Origin of the sequence: Micromonospora echinospora, assembly GCF_900091495.1 — a bacterium.
GTDB classification, from domain to species: Bacteria; Actinomycetota; Actinomycetes; order Mycobacteriales; family Micromonosporaceae; genus Micromonospora; species Micromonospora echinospora.
In genome coordinates this window covers 3560026-3576808 of the sequence record NZ_LT607413.1, presented here as the reverse complement: position 1 = coordinate 3576808, position 16783 = coordinate 3560026, and the positions used below count along the sequence as shown (strand labels likewise).

Sequence of the window (16783 nt, the reverse complement as noted above, 5' to 3'; positions counted from 1 at the left end):
CCCGGTGGGAACGTCCCACCGGGCGCGCGGCGTGCCGACGTCCTCAGCTCGCCGAGGAGGTACGCACCAGCGTCCGGATCTGCCGGAGCAGGACCGAGAGCGCGGCCAGGTCCGCCCGGGACTCGTCGAACTCCCCCATCGCCCGGTGGGCCCGGTGGATCGACACGGCGTTGGACTGCTCCCAGACCTGCACCCGGTCCTGCGGGGACAGGGCCGCGTCGGTGGAGTCGAGCACCTCGCTGGTGAGCGCGGCCAGGGCGGCGTAGAGGTCGTACCGCAACGCCATCCGGGCCAGGGTCTGCCAGCGGTCCTCCCGGGGCAGCAGGGAGATCTTCGACAGCAGCGAGTCGACCCGGAACCGGTCGGAGAGGACGAAGTAGACCGAAGCCACCTCGCCGACATCCTTGCCGGTCTGCGCCGCCGTCTCCACCACATCCAGCAGGCCGAAGCTGTACATCAGCCGGGTGGCCCGCTCGGCCAGGTCCCGGGGCAGTCCCCGCTTGCTCATCATGTCGACGTGCGCGGCCAGCGCCTCCCGCTCGGCCCCGTAGAAGAGGCTGTCCAGCTCCGGCAGGAGCCGGGCCACCCCGTCGCGCAGCCGGGCGATCTCGGCCGGCACGTCGATCGGCGAACGCCGGTTGGTGACCAGCCAGCGCACCGCCCGGTCCAGCAGCCGCCGGGTGTCCAGGTAGCCGCTGGTCTGCAACTCCGGGGCGACCCGGTTGTCCAGCGCCTCGATCGCGTCCCACAGCTCCCGGAGCCCGAAGACCTCCCGGACCACCAGGTACGCGCGGATCACGTCCGCCGGGGAAGCCGCCGTCTCCTCGACCACCCGGAAGACGAACGTGATGCCGCCCCGGTTGATCGCCTCGTTGACCAGCACGGTGGTGACGATGTCCCGGCGCAGCCGGTGCTGCCCCATCCGGTCGGCGAATCGCTGCCGCATCGGCGTGGGGAAGTAGTTGACCAGGACGTCGGTCGTCCACTCCTCGTCGGGCAGCCCGTCGGCGAGGATCTCCCGTTCCAGGGCGATCTTCACGTACGCGAGCAACACCGCGAACTCCGGCGCGGTCAGCCCGGACTCGGTCCGGGCGGCCAGCTCCTCGTCGGACGGGAGCGCCTCCAACGCCCGGTTCAGCACCCCGGAGCGCTCCAGGTCGCTGATCATCCGGCGGTGCACCGGCAGTAGCGACGCGGACTGGGCCTGGGCGTTGTTCAGCGCCCGTGCCTGGTCGTAGTTGTCGCGCAGCACCAGCTCGGCGACCTCGTCGGTCATCTCGGCGAGCAGCTCGTCCCGCTCCGGGACGGTCAGCTCGCCGTCGGCGACCGCCGTGTTGAGCAGGATCTTGATGTTCACCTCGTGGTCGGAGCAGTCCACCCCGGCCGCGTTGTCGATGAAGTCGGTGTAGATCCGCCCGCCGGCCTGGGCGTACTCGATCCGGCCGGCCTGGGTCCAGCCCAGGTTCCCGCCCTCGCCTGCCACCCGGCAGCGCAGGTCCTTCCCGTTGACCCGGATCGCGTCGTTGGACTTGTCCCCCACCTCGGCGTTGGTCTCGCTGGAGGCCTTGACGTAGGTGCCGATGCCGCCGTTCCAGAAGAGGTCCACCGGGGCGGTCAGGATCGCCTTCATCAGCTCCGCCGGCGACATCTGGGTGACGTCGCCGTCCAGGCCGAGCACCGCGCGGACCTGCGGCGAGACCGGCACCGACTTGGCGGTACGCGGGAACACCCCACCGCCGGCGGAGATCAGCTTCTGGTCGTAGTCCTGCCACGACGACCGGGACAGCTCGAACAGCCGCTTCCGCTCGGCGTACGAGGAGGCCGCGTCCGGGTCCGGGTCGAGGAAGATGTGCCGGTGGTCGAAGGCGGCCACCAGGCGGATGTGCTCGCTGAGCAGCATCCCGTTGCCGAACACGTCACCGGACATGTCGCCCACGCCCACCACGGTGAAGTCCTCGGACTGGGTGTCGTGCCCCAGCTCCCGGAAGTGCCGCTTGACCGACTCCCAGGCGCCCCGGGCGGTGATGCCCATCTTCTTGTGGTCGTAGCCGGCCGAGCCCCCGGAGGCGAACGCGTCGCCCAGCCAGAACCGGTGCGCGGTGGAGATCTCGTTGGCGATGTCGGAGAACGTCGCCGTCCCCTTGTCCGCCGCGACCACCAGGTACGGGTCGTCGCCGTCGTGCCGGACCACGTCGGTCGGCGGCACCACGTCGCCGCTGACGATGTTGTCGGTGACGTCCAGCAGGGCCGAGATGAACTCCTGGTAGCAGGCGACCGCCTCGTCCCGGTCCCCCGGCTTCTGCTTGAGCACGAAGCCGCCCTTGGCGCCCACCGGCACGATCACGGCGTTCTTGACCATCTGCGCCTTGACCAGGCCGAGCACCTCGGTACGGAAGTCCTCCCGCCGGTCGGACCAGCGCAGCCCGCCCCGGGCCACCGGACCGTACCGCAGGTGCACGCCCTCGAACCGGGGCGAGTAGACGAAGATCTCGTACTTCGGGCGGGGCGCGGGCAGGTCCGGGATGGCCTGCGGGTCCAGCTTGAACGCCACGTACGACTTCGGCCGCCCGCCGTCCTCCATCTTCTGGAAGAAGCTGGTCCGCAGGGTCGCCCGGATCAGCGTCAGGTACGACCGCAGGATGCGGTCCTGGTCCAGACTGGACACGTCGTCCAGGGCGGCGCTGATGGTGTCGGCCAGTTCCGCCCCGCGCCGTTCCCGTTCCTCGGGCGTCAGCCCGGCGGCCGGGTCGAAGCGCACCTCGAAGAGTTCCACCAGCAGGGTGGCGATCTTCGGGTAGGCGATGAAGGTGGACTCCATGTAGTCCTGGGAGAAGACCGTGCCCGCCTGACGCAGGTACTTCGCGTACGCGCGCAGCACCACCACCTGCCGCCAGGTGAGCCCGGCCCGCAGCACCAGCTCGTTGAAGCCGTCCACCTCGGCCTCGCCCCGCCACGCGGCGGCGAAGGCGTTCTCCACGTGCGGGCGCACCTCGGACAGCTCCTGGTGCCCCTCGGGCAGTTGCAGGCCGAAGTCGTAGAGGTAGATCCGCCCGTCGATCCGGTCCACCTCGTACGGGTGCTCGTCGACCACCCGGACGCCGAGGGAGTGCAGCACCGGCAGCACGTCGGACAGGAGCATCGGCTCGGCGTTGCGGTAGACCTTGAAGCGGACGTCCATCGCCTCGGCCGCGTCGCCCGCGACCCGCGCGCCGTTGCGCGGGGCGAGCTGCTTGCGGAACAGGTGCATCTCGAGCTGGCCAGGTTCCTCCAGCAGCTCCAGCTTGGCCAGGTCCTTCATCGCCTCGTACGGCGTGTGCCCGTCCTTGTAGCCCTCCGGGAAGGCGTCGGCGTACCGGGTGAACAGGTGCTTGGCCTGCTCGTCACCGAGCTTGCGCTCCAGCACCAGCCGGTAGTCGTCGTCCCAGAGCCGGGTCGCGTCGGCCAGTTCCTCGGCGAGCAGGTCGGCGTCGACGTCACCGGGCGGGTCGGTCGGGTCGGTCCGGACGATGAAGTGCACCCGGGCCAGCATCGACTCGGTGACCCGGGTGGTGTAGTCCACCCCGACCCCGTTCAGCTCACGCAGCAGGATGTCCTGCATCCGCAGCCGGTTCTGCGTGGTGAACCGGTCCCGGGGCAGGTAGATCAGGCAGGAGATGAACCGGCCGTAGCCGTCCCGGCGCAGGAACACCCGCAGCTGACGGCGTCCGGCCATCCGGAGCACGCCGATCACCGCGTGGTAGAGGTCGTCGGTCTTGATCTGGAACAGCTCGTCGCGCGGGTAGGTCTCCAGGATCTGGAGCAGGTCCTTGCCGGAGTGGCTGCGCGGGCTCAGCCCGGACCGCTCCAGCACCTCGGCCACCTTGCGGCGGACCACCGGCAGCTCGCGCACGCTGGTCCGGTACGCGGCGGTGGAGAAGAGCCCGAGGAAGCGACGCTCCCCGACCACCTCACCGTGCTCGTTGAAGATCTTGAAGCCGATGTAGTCGAGGTACGCCGAGCGGTGCACGGTCGCCCGGGAGTTCGCCTTGGTGATGATCAGCAGGCGCTTCTCCAGCACCTTCTCGTGCGCCTCCGGCGTCATCGACGACAGCGTCCGGGGCTCGGTGCGGTCGGACCGCAGGATGCCCAGGCCGGTGCCGAGCACCGCCTCCAGCGCCTGGCCGCCCGACGGGTCGCCGGCGCCGCCCTCGCCCACCTCGACCAGGCGGTACTCGCGGTAGCCGAGGAAGGTGAAGTGGTCGTGGGCCAGCCAGCGCAGCAGCTCCACCGAGTCGGTGATGTCCTTCTCCGGCACCGGCGGCCGGTGCTCCGAGGTCCGCGCCGCGGAGAGCTCCTCGGCGAGGTCGAGGGCCTGCTGGCGCATCTTCGGCCAGTCCTCGACAGCCTCCCGGACGTCGGTGAGCACCCGCTGCAACTCGGTGCGCAGCCGGTCCCGCTGGGCCGCGTCCCGGATCGGGTCGATCTCGATGTGCATCCAGCTCTCGACGATGTCGCCGTCGATCGCGTCGTCCGGCTCGACGTCCGCCGCCACCTCGGCGAGCCGGCCCAGCGGCTCGCGCCGGACCACCACCAGCGGGTGTACGAGCAGGTGCACGTCGAGGTGGTGGGAGTTGAGCAGGGAGGTCACCGAGTCGACCAGGAACGGCATGTCGTCGGTGACGATCTCGACGACCGTGTGGTGCTGCTCGGCGTCCGGCTCGTGGATCCGCAGCTTCAACTCGCCCGGAACCCGCTGCTCGGCCAACTCGCGGTGGGCCCGGGCCGCGTCGAGCATCTCCTCGGCGGTGAAGCCGATCAGCTCCTCGTCCGGCGCGAACCGCCAGAACCGGTCGACCAGGGTGGCCGCGCCGTGGTCGTCACCGGCCAACGCCACCGCCTGGGCGACCAGGCGCTCCGCGTTGGGCACCGGCTCGTCGAGCTCGGCGTCCTCCACGTCGTCGCCGAGCGCCTCGGCCGGCAGGCCCAGATCGTACAAGGTGTCGATACTCGCGCCGGACATCCCGGTCACTCCTGCATGAAGACGGCCGAAACCATCACGGTCGGTCGCCGACTCGAAACTGTCGTCACGGCCGGAGTCATCCGGCCGGAGGTCGGGACCCGGTTTGATCGCCGGACGCCGGTCCATCGGTGCCACTCCCCTCGACCCACCGCGTTGTGGGTCACTCACCGTCCAGCCTAGGCCCTGTCGATCACGTTGCTCCTCGGCGGACCACTGGCTGGACTTCCGGTTCGGGACTGTCGCCCATCCACCCGTTGCGGGTTCGAGGTGGCCGGGGCAGGAGTACCCCGACAGGCGATGTTCATCACACCACCCCGCGTCCGACTTCGTGGGCCGGGCGCGGGACCACAGGTGGACGGTCCGCGTACTACCGTGCAGGTCAGGCCGAGATCGGAGGGTCCATGCCCCTGTCCTACCCGCCCCGTCACCGGCGTACCCGCCGTATCCGTAACGCCCTTTTCGCGGTGGTCGTCACCGCCACCACGCTGGTGGGGTGTTCCGGCGGCGACGGACCGGAGAAGAGCGTCGACGCCTTCCTCGCCGGCTGGCGTTCCGGCGACCTCCACGCGGTCGGGTTCCGCGACCCGACCGGGGCGCGGGTGCCGGCGGAGCGGGTGACCGAGGAGATCCGGACACTCTCCGGCGAACTGGCCGACCAGCCACCGACCCTGCGCCGGTCCGGGGAACCCACGATCACCCGGGACTCCGCCGAGGGACGGATCAGCGTGGAGTGGACGCTGCCCGGCGACACCCGGTGGCGCTACGAGCGCCCGATCCGACTGGCCCGCACCGGGGACGGCGCGTGGCAGGTGATCTGGGAGCCCGCCCTGGTCCAGGAGGCGCTGCTGCGCGGGGACCGGCTGGCCGTACGCCGGGTCGCCGCGCCCCGCGCCGGGGTCCTCGACGGCACCGGCGCGCCGATCGTCGCGCCCCGCCCCGTGGTCCGGGTCGGGGTGCAGCCGAGCGAGGTCACCGACGCGGCCGGGCTGGCCCGCCGGCTGGACGCCGCGTTCCGGGCGGTACGCCCGGCGATCACCCCGCCGGTCGACCTGTCCGACCTGCCGAAACGGCTTTCGGACGCCAGACCGGACGCCTTCGTCGAGGTGGTCACCCTGCGGGACGAGGCGTACCGGCAGATCCGGGACCGCGTCTACGACCTGCCCGGCACGAAGTTCCGCAGCGAGAAGCTGGAGCTGGCGCCCACCCGGGAGTTCGCCCGAGCCCTGCTCGGCTCGGTCGACCCGGCCACCGCCGAGGACCTCACCGCCAAGCCCGACGTGTACGCCGACGGCGACCAGGTCGGCCACGGCGGCCTCCAGGGCCGGTACGACGAGCGGCTGCGCGGTGCTCCCGGGATCAGCGTGGTCACCGAACGCCTGGGGCCGGAGGGCACCTGGGCGCCGACGGGCACCGAGGTGTTCCGGAAGGACCCGCAGCCCGGCCAGACCGTGCAGACCACCCTCGACCCGGCGGTGCAGAACGCGGCGGACGCCGCCCTGCGGAGCGAACGACGCCGTTCCGCCCTGGTCGCGATCCGGATCAGCGACGGCGCGCTGCTCGCCGTGGCGAACGGCCCCGGAGCGGCCGGGGAGAACCTCGCGTTCACCGCCCAGGTGCCGCCCGGCTCGACCTTCAAGATGGTCAGCACGCTCGGCCTGCTCGACCGGGGCGCGGTGACCCTGGACGGCACCGTCGACTGTCCGAAGACGTTCACCGTCGACGGCCGGTCCTTCAAGAACTCGGACAACTTCGCCCTGGGCCCGGTGCCCTTCCGGACCAACTTCGCGAAGTCCTGCAACACCGCCTTCGCCGCGCTCGCCCCGAAACTCGGCGACGCCGGCCTCGCCGACACCGGCCGGGCGCTCGGCCTGGAGGCCACCTGGAACCTCGGCGTGGACGCCTTCACCGGCAAGGTCTCCACCGGCGGCTCCCCCGCCGAGCTGGCCGCCGCCGCGTTCGGTCAGGGCACCACCCTGGTCAGCCCGGTCGCCATGGCCGCCGCCACCGCCGCCGTCGCCCGGGGCCGCTGGGAACAGCCGAAACTGCTGCTCGACCCGGCCCCCGGACAGCCCGCGCCGGCCGGTCCGCAGCTCACGCCCGAACATGTCGAGCCGCTGCGCACGATGATGCGCGAGGTGGTCACCAAGGGCACCGCCACCGTCCTGCGCGGCGTCCCCGGCAAACCCGTGCACGGCAAGACCGGCACCGCCGAGTACGACGACAACCCGGCGAACACGCACTCCTGGTTCGTCGGCTGGCAGGGCGACGTCGCCGTCGCCGTCTTCGTCGAGAAGGGCGGCTCCAGCACCGAGTCGGCCGTCCCGATCACCGCCCGTTTCCTGCGCGCCCTCGCCTGACCTGCGGTCCACGCCCGCATGATCCACCCTGTTCCGCCGATCCCGCGCTGTCCACCGCCGGCTTCCCACCTCGTACATCTCGGCGAGCGCCTTGGTCGACGGCAGCTTGTGTCCGGGAGGCCACTCGGTGGTAGCAGGGGCCCCTTGTTACCGCTTTCTGCGTAGCAGGGGTCCCCTGCAACCACCTCGGCAGAGGTGTGACGTGCGGAGCCTGTAGAGCTGCCCGCACCGGCGGGGCAGGCCGACGCGATCTCGCGCGCTGGCGGTCCACCAGGATGATGCCTTCGGGGCTGGGCGCACAGACGGGGCAGCTCTACAGCGTCCAGGTAGGAACCGTCCCACCTTCTCGGCCCTGTGCCACCGGCCGCCACGCGACACAAGGTCGGCGCGGTCGCCATGGACCTCGCCACCGCGCCCCTGACCCGCCTCGCCGTCGCTCCTCGGACCGGCGCCACGTCGCGCTCCTCGACCCGGTGCGAGGCCGGGCGGTCGGCCGTGAGTCAGCCGGCGGCGGCCGGACCCAGGTCCTCGGCGTCCCCGGGAAACGACCGGCCCGGGACGCCGGCAGCCGCCGGGTCGGCGACGGATGACAGCGACTGCTCGGGGGCAGCCTCGGTGAGCGCGGGGACGGCCGACCGGGGCGGCGGGACGGGCCGGGGCGGCAGCAGCTTGGGCGGGACCGCGCCCGGGGCGGTGACCGGGGCCAGCCCGGCGACCAAGGTGTTGACGATCTCGGCGGCGTACGCGCCGTCCGGGTCGTAGTCGGGGTCGAAGACGGTGAGTTCGACGCCGAGGCAGTGCGGGGTGTCGACCAGCCCGGCGATGAGGATCTCCAGCTCGGCGAAGGCGATGCCACCCGGGTCGGGGGCGTCCACCGCCGGCATCACCGCCGGGTCGAGCACGTCCACGTCGACGTGCAGCCAGTAGCCGGCGCAGTCGGCGAGCTGCTCGTGAGCCCACTGCGCGGTCCGGGCCGCCCCCTCGGCCCGCAGCGCCGGCACCGGCCGGGTGACGATGCCGGCCGCCTGGAGGTCGAGACGGTACTCGTCCTGGGCCCGGATGCCGAGCACCACCACGTCGACGTCCCGGAAGTACGGCCGGCGGCCCTCGATCGCGGCCAGGTCGGCCTGCCCCCGCCCGGTCACCAGGGCGAGGTCCTCCCCGGCGGCGGCCCCCACGTAGGAGGCGTTGCCGGGGTGGCGGAAGTCGGAGTGCCCGTCGACGAAGACCAGACCGATCCGGCCGCCGACCGACTCGCCGAGGCGGTGCATGGCCAGGGCGGAGCCGAGCAGGACCGAGCAGTCCCCGCCGAGCACCACCGGGAACTCACCCCGGTCGATGATGTCCCCGATCCGCCCGGCCAGCGCCACCGAGTAATCCGCGATCTCGAACGAGTGGCAGACGCCGTCGCCGGGACGCCAGTCGCTCGGGTCGTACCGGGGTGGGGTCAGGCAGCCGGCGTCCCGGGCCCGCAGCCGGGCGAGGAGCCCGTGGTCGCGCAACGCCCCCGGCGCCTTGGCGCAGCCCGGCACGCTGGTGAGCGTGGGTGGGCGCAGGCCGAGATTCGTCGGCGCGTCGAGGACGGCGATTCGGCGCATCATGGGCTCCCGTCCTCGTGAGGGTCGGGCGGGCCGGCCACCGCCGGCCCGCGCTGGCGTGGGGGGTGGTCAGAACAGGGCGCTCGCCAGGGCTCGGCGGGCCTTGGCGACCGCGGGGTCGTCCGGGCCGGCGACGGTGAACAGCGAGACCAGGTGCTGGCGGGCCTTCTCCCGGTCGTCGCCGGCCGACCGCTTGACCAGGGCGACCAGCCGAGCGTACGCCGCCTCGGCCTGACCGCTGAGCACCTCGACGTCGGCGGCGAGAAGTTGCGCGTCCACGTCGTCGTGGTTGGCCTCGGCGGCGGCGAACACGGCGACCGGGTCGGCCGCGCCGACCCGACGGACCAGCCCCACCTGGGCCAGCCCCGCCTCGGCCGCGGCGTCCGCCGGGGTCTCGGCCAGGATCTTCCGGTACGCCGCCTCGGCCGCGTCGAGGTCGCCGACCATCAGCGCGTCGTCGGCCTCGTCGAGGCGGGGGTCGCCCGCCGGCTCGACGGTGACGCCGGCGGCCTTGAGCACGGCCTGGATCCACTGCCGCAGCTGCGCCTCCGGCACCACGCCGGAGAAGGCGTCGATCGGCTGTCCGCCGACGACCGCGAAGACCATCGGGATGCCCTGCACCCGGAACATCTGGGCCAGGCGGGGATTGGCCTCGACGTCGACCTTGGCGAGCACCCACGCGCCCCCGCCCTCGGCGGCGAGCTTCTCCAGCACCGGGGAGAGCTGCTTGCAGGGCTCGCACCACTCGGCCCAGAAGTCGACCACGACCGGCGTGCTGAGGGACCGTTCCAGCACCTCGGACTGGAAGGTGGCCTCGGTAACGTCGATCACCGCGACCCCGGCGCCCGGTGTGGCACCGCCCGGCACGCCGGCGGGCGGACCGCCCTGGGCGGGGGCGGCGGGACGGGCAGGGGCGGACGGGCGCAGCGCGCTGAGGTCGACCGCGCCACGGGTGAAGATCGACGAGGTGATCCGTGGGTCGCTCATGGTTATCTAGTCTCGCACGTACCCGGTCCGGAACAGATCAGCCGACGTGCCGACACATGTGACTTCCACGGCTGGTCGCGGGCGGTGCGGGGACTCCACCGGCCCCGCACCGCCCGCGCCGGGATTCAGAACCGGGCCGGCTCGCGGTAGACGCCCCACTCGGCACGCAGCGCGTCGCAGATCTCGCCGAGCGTGGCCTCGGCGCGGACCGCGTCGAGCATCGCCGGGATCATGTTCTCGTCGGTACGGCTGACCGCCACCATCCGCTCGATCGCGCTCTTGACGGCGTCGTTGTCCCGGCCGGCCTTGCGCTCGGCGAGCAGCTTGCGCTGCTCCAGCTCCACCTCGTGGGAGATACGCAGGATCTCCAGGTCCTTGGCGACCGTGCCGGTGTGGCAGTTGACGCCGACGATCTTCTTCTCGCCCTTCTCTAGCGCCTGCTGGTAGACGAAGGCCGCCTCGGCGATGTGCCCGGTGAACCAGCCGTCCTCGATGCCCCGCAGGATGCCGGAGGTCATCGGGCCGATGGCGTGCGGGCCGTCCCCGCCGAGCTGCCGGATCCGGGCGAAGATCTCCTCTGCCTCGGCCTCGATTCGGTCGGTCAGCGCCTCGACGTACCAGGAGCCGCCGAGCGGGTCGGCGACGTTGGTGACGCCGATCTCCTCCATCAGCACCTGCTGCGTCCGCAGGGCGATCTCGGCCGACTCGTCGGTGGGCAGCGCGAGGGTCTCGTCCAGGGCGTTGGTGTGCAGCGAGTTGGTGCCGCCGAGCACCGCCGCGAGGGCCTCCACCGCCGTACGGACCACGTTGTTCACCGGCTGCTGGGCGGTCAGCGACACCCCGGCGGTCTGGGTGTGGAACCGCATCCACATCGCCTTCTCGCTGGTGGCGCCGTAGACCTCCTTCAGCCAACGGGCCCAGATCCGGCGGGCGGCCCGGAACTTGGCGATCTCCTCGAAGAAGTCGACGTGCGAGTCGAAGAAGAAGCTCAGTCCGGGGGCGAAGACGTTGACGTCCAGGCCCCGGGAGAGGCCCAGCTCGACGTAACCGAACCCGTCGGCGAGGGTGTACGCCAGCTCCTGCGCGGCGGTCGAGCCGGCCTCGCGGATGTGGTAACCGGAGACCGACAGCGGCTTGTAGCGCGGGATGTCCCGGGCGCAGTACTCCATCAGGTCGCCGATCAGGCGCAGGTGCGGCTCGGGGTCGAAGAGCCACTCCTTCTGCGCGATGTACTCCTTGAAGATGTCGGTCTGGAGCGTGCCGTCGAGCTTGCCGATGTCGGCGCCCTGCCGCTCGGCGGCGACCAGGTACATGCAGAACACCGGCACGGCAGGGCCGGAGATGGTCATGCTGGTGGTGACCCCGGCCAGGTCGATGCCGTCGAAGAGCGCCTCCATGTCGGCGGCGCTGTCGATGGCGACGCCGCAGTGGCCGACCTCGCCGAGCGACTGCGGGTCGTCGGAGTCCCGCCCCATCAGGGTGGGCATGTCGAAGGCCACGGAGAGGCCGCCGCCACCCGCGCCGAGGATCATCTTGTAGCGCTCGTTGGTCTGCTGGGCGTTGCCGAAGCCGGCGAACTGCCGGATCGTCCAGGTGCGGCCCCGGTAGCCGGTCGGGTACAGGCCCCGGGTGTACGGGTACTCCCCCGGCCAGCCGATGCGCTCGAAGCCCGGGTGGGCGACCCCCTCCGGCGGGCCGTACACCGGCTCGACCTCCAGCCCGGAGAGCGTGGTGAAGTCCGCGTCCCGCTTGCGCGCGGCGTCGTACCGGGCCTGCCAGCGGGCCCGGCCGGCGGCGATCTCGTCGGCGTTCATGCGCAGGGCTCCTCCTCGAGTCCTCGACTGCACGTCGAGTGTAGAGCCCATCCTGAACGATGGCTAAGGAAGTCGCCCCGCCCCGTCAGGCCGGCGGCGTCGCAGGGTCGCCCAGGGCCACGTCGTCGACCCGGATGTTGACCTCGTCGACCCGCAGCCCGTACGCCTCGACAGCCTGGGTGACGGCGGCCCGGACCCCGTCGGTCACCTGCGGCACCGGGCGGCCGGCGTCGATCACGATCACCAGGTTCACCACCGCCGCACCGTCGGTGACGTGCGCGGAGCAGCCGCGCCGGGCGTCGCCGACCTGGTCCAGACCGACCCGGTCGAGCACGGCGTTGAAGAACCGGGCCACGTCACCGCCCAGCTCGGTCACCCCGGGTACGGACTTCGCGGCGGCCACCGCGATCTTCTCCACCACCTCGTCGGAGACGACGGTCGTGCCACCCGCCACCGCGCCCGGCGTCACGGTCAGCTCCTGTGTCGCCTCGTCAGCCATGCTCTCCCCACAGACACTCGTACCGCCCCACGCCGGCCGTGCGAGCGTACTAGGCCGGACGGGTCCCCGGTGGGCCCTCAGGCGCCGAGCTGGGACAGCAACTCGTCCGCCGCCGCGTACGGGTCCAGCACCCCCTCGGCCACCCGGGCGGCGAGCGTCGGCAGCTCCGTACCGTCGCGCAGCGAACCGATCCGGGCGCGGAGCACGCCGAGCGCGATCGCCTCGATCTCGGCGGCGGCCCGCGCCTCACGGCGGCGGCGCAGCTCGTCGTGCTCGACCAGCCAGCCCCGGTGCTTGTCGATGGCGGCGGCGATGTCGTCGATCCCCTCGCCGCGCGCGGCGATCGCGCGCACCACCTGGGGCCGCCACTCGCCCGGCCCACGCTCGCCCAGCGCGATCATGCCCTGGATGTCACGGACCGTGGCGTCGGCGCCGTCCCGGTCGGCTTTGTTGACCACGAAGACGTCGGCGATCTCCAGGATGCCGGCCTTGACCGCCTGGATCGCGTCGCCCATGCCGGGGGCGAGCAGCACCAGCGTGGTGTCGGCGAGCGAGGCCACCTCGACCTCGGCCTGCCCGACCCCGACCGTCTCCACCAGCACCACGTCACAGCCCGCGCCCTCCAGCACGCGGACCGCCTGCGGGGTGGCCGCCGAGAGCCCGCCGAGGTGCCCCCGGCTGGACATCGACCGGATGTAGACGCCGGGGTCGGTGGCATGGTCCTGCATCCGGACCCGGTCGCCGAGGATCGCCCCGCCGGTGAACGGGCTGGACGGGTCGACGGCGAGCACGCCGACCCGGTGCCCCCGGGCCCGCAGCGCCCGGACCAGTTCGTTGGTGGTGGTCGACTTGCCCACCCCGGGCGAACCGGTCAGCCCCACCACCTGGGCCTGCCCGGCGTACGGCGCGAGGGCCGCCGCGACCTGCGGCAGCACCTCGTCGCCGGACTCGACCAGGGTGATCAGCCGGGCCACCGCACGGGGGTCACCCGCCCGGGCCCGCTCCACCAGCATCGGTATGTCCCGACTGCGCCGGATCGACGGGACGGCGGTGGCCGGCTCGCTCACTGGGCGTTCTCTCCGGCACCGGGAACGTGGATGATCAGCGCGTCGCCCTGGCCGCCACCGCCGCAGAGCGCCGCCGCTCCGGTCCCGCCGCCACGCCGCTTCAGCTCCAGCGCGAGGGTGAGCACCAGTCGGGCACCGGACATGCCGATCGGGTGGCCGAGCGCGATCGCCCCACCGTTCGGGTTGACGATCGCCGGGTCGACGCCGAGATCGCGGGTGGACTGGATGCCGACCGCGGCGAACGCCTCGTTGATCTCGATGAGGTCGAGATCCTCGATGCTCAGCCCACCCTTCTTCAGGGCGTGCACGATCGCGTTCGACGGCTGCGAGTGCAGGGAGTTGTCCGGGCCGGCCACGTTGCCGTGCGCGCCGACCTCGGCCAGCCAGGTCAGACCCAGCTCCTTGGCCTTCGCCTTGCTCATCACCACCACGGCGGCGGCCCCGTCGGAGATCGGCGACGCGCTGCCCGCGGTGATCGTGCCGTCCTTGGCGAACGCCGGACGGAGCTTGGCCAGCGACTCGACGGTGGTGTCCGGCCGGATGCCCTCGTCCTCGCTGATCACCAACGGGTCGCCCTTGCGCTGCGGGATCAGCACCGGCGTGATCTCGTCGGCGAAGTGGCCGTTCTTCTGCGCGGCGGCGGCCCGGGTGTGGCTGGCCGCGGCGAAGGCGTCCTGCTCCTCGCGGGTGATGCCGTGCCGCACGCCGTGCCGCTCGGTGGACTCGCCCATCGAGCAGCAGTCCCAGGCGTCGGTCAGCCCGTCCAGGGCCATGTGGTCCTTGATGGTCACGTCACCGTACTTGTAGCCGGCGCGCTGGCCGAGCAGCAGGTGCGGGGCGTTGGTCATCGACTCCATGCCGCCCGCGACCACGATGTCGAACTCGCCGGCCCGGATGAGCTGGTCGGCCAGGGCGATCGCGTCGAGGCCGGAGAGGCATACCTTGTTGATGGTCAGGGCCGGCACCGACATCGGGATGCCCGCCTCGACCGCCGCCTGCCGGGCGGGGATCTGGCCGGCGCCGGCCTGGAGCACCTGGCCCATGATCACGTACTGCACCTGCTCCGGGGCCACCCCGGCGCGCTCCAGGGCGGCCTTGATCGCCACGCCGCCGAGCTGGGTCGCGGAGAGGTCCTTGAGGTTGCCCAGCAGGCGGCCCATCGGGGTCCGCGCGCCGCTGACGATCACCGAAGCCATGGTCTGCCTCCGTAGGGGTGCCGAACCTGTACGCCTTAACGTTTGTTCGGTCAGACTAGCGCCATGGCTGAGAACTCCCCCGTCGAGCCCGCTGCGGACTACGTCACAGACATCGGTATCCGCCGAATCGACCACGTCGGCGTGGCGGTCGCGGACCTGGACGCGGCGATCGACTTCTACCAGCGCACCTTCGGCATGCGCTGTGTGCACACCGAGACCAACACCGAACAGGGTGTCCGCGAGGCGATGCTGGCGGTCGGCCCGACCACCGAGGGCGGCTGCCTGCAACTGCTCGCCCCGCTCACCCCCGAGTCGACGATCGCGAAGTTCCTGGACCGCAACGGCCCGGGGGTGCAGCAGGTCGCGTACACCGTCACCGACATCGACGCGGCCTGCGCGGCGCTGCGCGAGCGCGGCATGCGGGTGCTCTACGAGACCCCGCGCCGGGGCACCGCCGGGTCCCGGGTCAACTTCGTCCACCCGAAGGACGCCGGCGGCGTCCTCGTCGAACTGGTCCAGCCCGCCTGAGGTGGTAGCAGGGGCCCCCGGTTACCGCTTTTTGCCGAACAGGGGGCCCCTGCACACACCCGGGCGCCGGCCCGTCGCAACCGGACGGATCGTGATTGCCGCGACCGGCATTGGCTTTCGTCGGTGCTCGGCGGACGCCGATTCCATCGATGCGCATCGGTGGCCCGGAAAAGGGCGGCCCGGCCGGCGGGCGTCCTTTTCCGGCCCGGCGGGCACGCTCCGCGCCCCGGCTCGGACCTGCCAAGATCGCCTGCCCGGACGGGCTCCGGGCCCCCCGGACGTGACCATGTAAAGAGGACACGAAAGCTCCGCACCGCTCTTGCGAAGCACCCCGGTGCGTCTGCGAGTATGGGCCAATGCCCCAGCAGCAGTCCTCCCCTCTCGCGTTCTTCGATAACGCGAACTCCCAGCCGGATTTCACCGTTGGCCTGCGCGGATACAACACCGGTCAGGTCGACGACTTCATCGGGCGGCTGACCGCCGCGCTGACCCAGTCCGAGCAGGCCCGCGCCGAGGCCGAGCAGCGGATGAACGACGCGCAGCGCCGGCTCCGGCAGGCTGAGCAGCGCCTCGCGGCGCTGGAGCAGAAGCTCGCCGAGACCAACAAGCAGCTCGAGGAGAACAGCCGGCCGACCCTCTCCGGTCTCGGCACCCGGGTCGAGCAGATCCTGCGGCTGGCCGAGGAGCAGGCCAACGACCACCGCAACGAGGCCAAGCGCGAGTCCGAGGGCATCCTCTCCGCGGCCCGCCTGGAGGCCCGCGAGATCACCGACAAGGCGCGGGCCGAGGCGGCGGCCATGAAGGCCACCGCGGAGCGCGAGGCGGGCAGCGTCCGCACCACCGCCGAGCGGGAGGCGGCCGAGGTCCGGGTGCAGGCCCGGCGGGAGGCCGACACGCTGCGGGCCGACGCCGAGCGGGAGACCAAGCAGCTCCGCACGGTCACCGCGCACGAGGTGGCCGAGCTGAAGTCGACTGTCGAGCGTGAGGTGGCCACCCTGCGGGCCACCGCCGAGCGGGAGATCACCCAGCAGCGGGCCAAGGCCGCCCGCGAGGCCGAGGAGAAGCGCGCCGAGGCGACCAAGCTGCTCACCGACGCCCGCGACAAGCGGGACAAGGACCTCCAGGCCCTGGAGCTCCAGCTCGCCGAGCGGCGGGAGAAGGCCGAGCGCGAGGAGTCCGAGCGGCACGCCGCGCAGGTCGCGCAGACCCAGAAGCTGGTCGGCGAGGCCGAGCAGCGGGCCCGCGCCGCGCAGGAGCGCGCCAAGGAGATCGAGCAGCGCGCCGAGGCCCGGCGGGTCGAGTCGGAGCGCACCGCCACCGAGACCGTCGAGAAGGCCAAGTCGCTGGCCGAGAAGACGCTCGCCGAGGCCAAGGCCGAGTCGCAGCGCCTGCTGAACGAGGCCCGCACCGAGGCGGAGCTGACCACCCAGGCCGCCCGGCGCGAGGTCGACGACCTCACCCGCCAGAAGGACGCGGTCACTTCGCAGCTCGGGCAGATGCTCTCCGGCCTGGCCGGCATCGTGCCGGGGGTGCCGCAGCAGAAGGCCGAGCCGGCGGCGCCGGCAAAGGCCGAGGAGGCCGCCGCCGAGCGGGTTCCCGCGGAGAAGTCCAACTGACGGCCCGCGCGTCGTCCGGGGCATGAGTCGTGTCGCGCGGGGTGTCACCTTGAACGGGTGCGCCCCGCGCAATACGCTGCCCACCGAAGCCGATCGACGCGTCCCCCGCACCGGGTGAACTG

10 protein-coding genes are annotated in these 16783 nt (G+C 72.3%); 3 read left to right on the top strand and 7 right to left on the bottom strand.

Annotated features, from left to right (window positions below; genetic code table 11):
• Positions 1-43: 43 nt before the first annotated feature.
• Complete coding sequence (locus tag GA0070618_RS16260) at positions 44-5125, bottom strand: NAD-glutamate dehydrogenase (protein WP_088982396.1); 5082 nt, start codon at positions 5123-5125, stop codon at positions 44-46.
• A 275-nt stretch (positions 5126-5400) separates the two neighbouring features.
• Here GA0070618_RS16260 and GA0070618_RS16255 point away from each other — a divergent pair, with 275 nt between their 5' ends.
• Positions 5401-7356, top strand: a complete 1956-nt coding sequence (locus GA0070618_RS16255; RefSeq protein ID WP_088982395.1) for a penicillin-binding transpeptidase domain-containing protein — start codon at positions 5401-5403, stop codon at positions 7354-7356.
• Positions 7357-7856: 500 nt separating this feature from the next.
• Here the strand turns inward: GA0070618_RS16255 and GA0070618_RS16250 are convergent, their stop codons facing one another.
• The 6 genes from GA0070618_RS16250 to GA0070618_RS16225 all read right to left on the bottom strand — a co-directional run bounded on the left by GA0070618_RS16250 (position 7857) and on the right by GA0070618_RS16225 (position 14517).
• On the bottom strand, positions 7857-8957 hold the full coding sequence (locus tag GA0070618_RS16250) for an arginase family protein (RefSeq protein WP_331253149.1): 1101 nt from the start codon (positions 8955-8957) through the stop codon (positions 7857-7859).
• Positions 8958-9023: 66 nt separating this feature from the next.
• Positions 9024-9941: a tetratricopeptide repeat protein gene (locus tag GA0070618_RS16245; protein ID WP_088982394.1), complete on the bottom strand. Its 918-nt coding sequence runs from the start codon at positions 9939-9941 to the stop codon at positions 9024-9026.
• A 125-nt stretch (positions 9942-10066) separates the two neighbouring features.
• A complete protein-coding gene (locus GA0070618_RS16240) occupies positions 10067-11755 on the bottom strand; it encodes an acyl-CoA mutase large subunit family protein (protein WP_088982393.1) in 1689 nt (562 codons plus the stop codon).
• A gap of 85 nt (positions 11756-11840) precedes the next feature.
• Positions 11841-12254, bottom strand: coding sequence for an Asp23/Gls24 family envelope stress response protein (locus GA0070618_RS16235; protein WP_088982392.1), 414 nt, complete (start codon positions 12252-12254; stop codon positions 11841-11843).
• A 77-nt stretch (positions 12255-12331) separates the two neighbouring features.
• On the bottom strand, positions 12332-13267 hold the full coding sequence (meaB, locus tag GA0070618_RS16230) for a methylmalonyl Co-A mutase-associated GTPase MeaB (protein WP_231931907.1): 936 nt from the start codon (positions 13265-13267) through the stop codon (positions 12332-12334).
• Between the two features lie 50 nt (positions 13268-13317).
• Complete coding sequence (locus GA0070618_RS16225; RefSeq protein WP_088982390.1) at positions 13318-14517, bottom strand: acetyl-CoA C-acetyltransferase; 1200 nt, start codon at positions 14515-14517, stop codon at positions 13318-13320.
• A gap of 63 nt (positions 14518-14580) precedes the next feature.
• On the opposite strand from GA0070618_RS16225, the gene mce reads away from it, so the two are divergent.
• Entirely contained in the window at positions 14581-15045 is a 465-nt protein-coding gene (mce, locus tag GA0070618_RS16220) for a methylmalonyl-CoA epimerase (protein WP_088982389.1), read from the top strand.
• Between the two features lie 356 nt (positions 15046-15401).
• Positions 15402-16661: a DivIVA domain-containing protein gene (locus GA0070618_RS16215; RefSeq protein WP_088982388.1), complete on the top strand. Its 1260-nt coding sequence runs from the start codon at positions 15402-15404 to the stop codon at positions 16659-16661.
• Positions 16662-16783 lie beyond the last annotated feature (122 nt).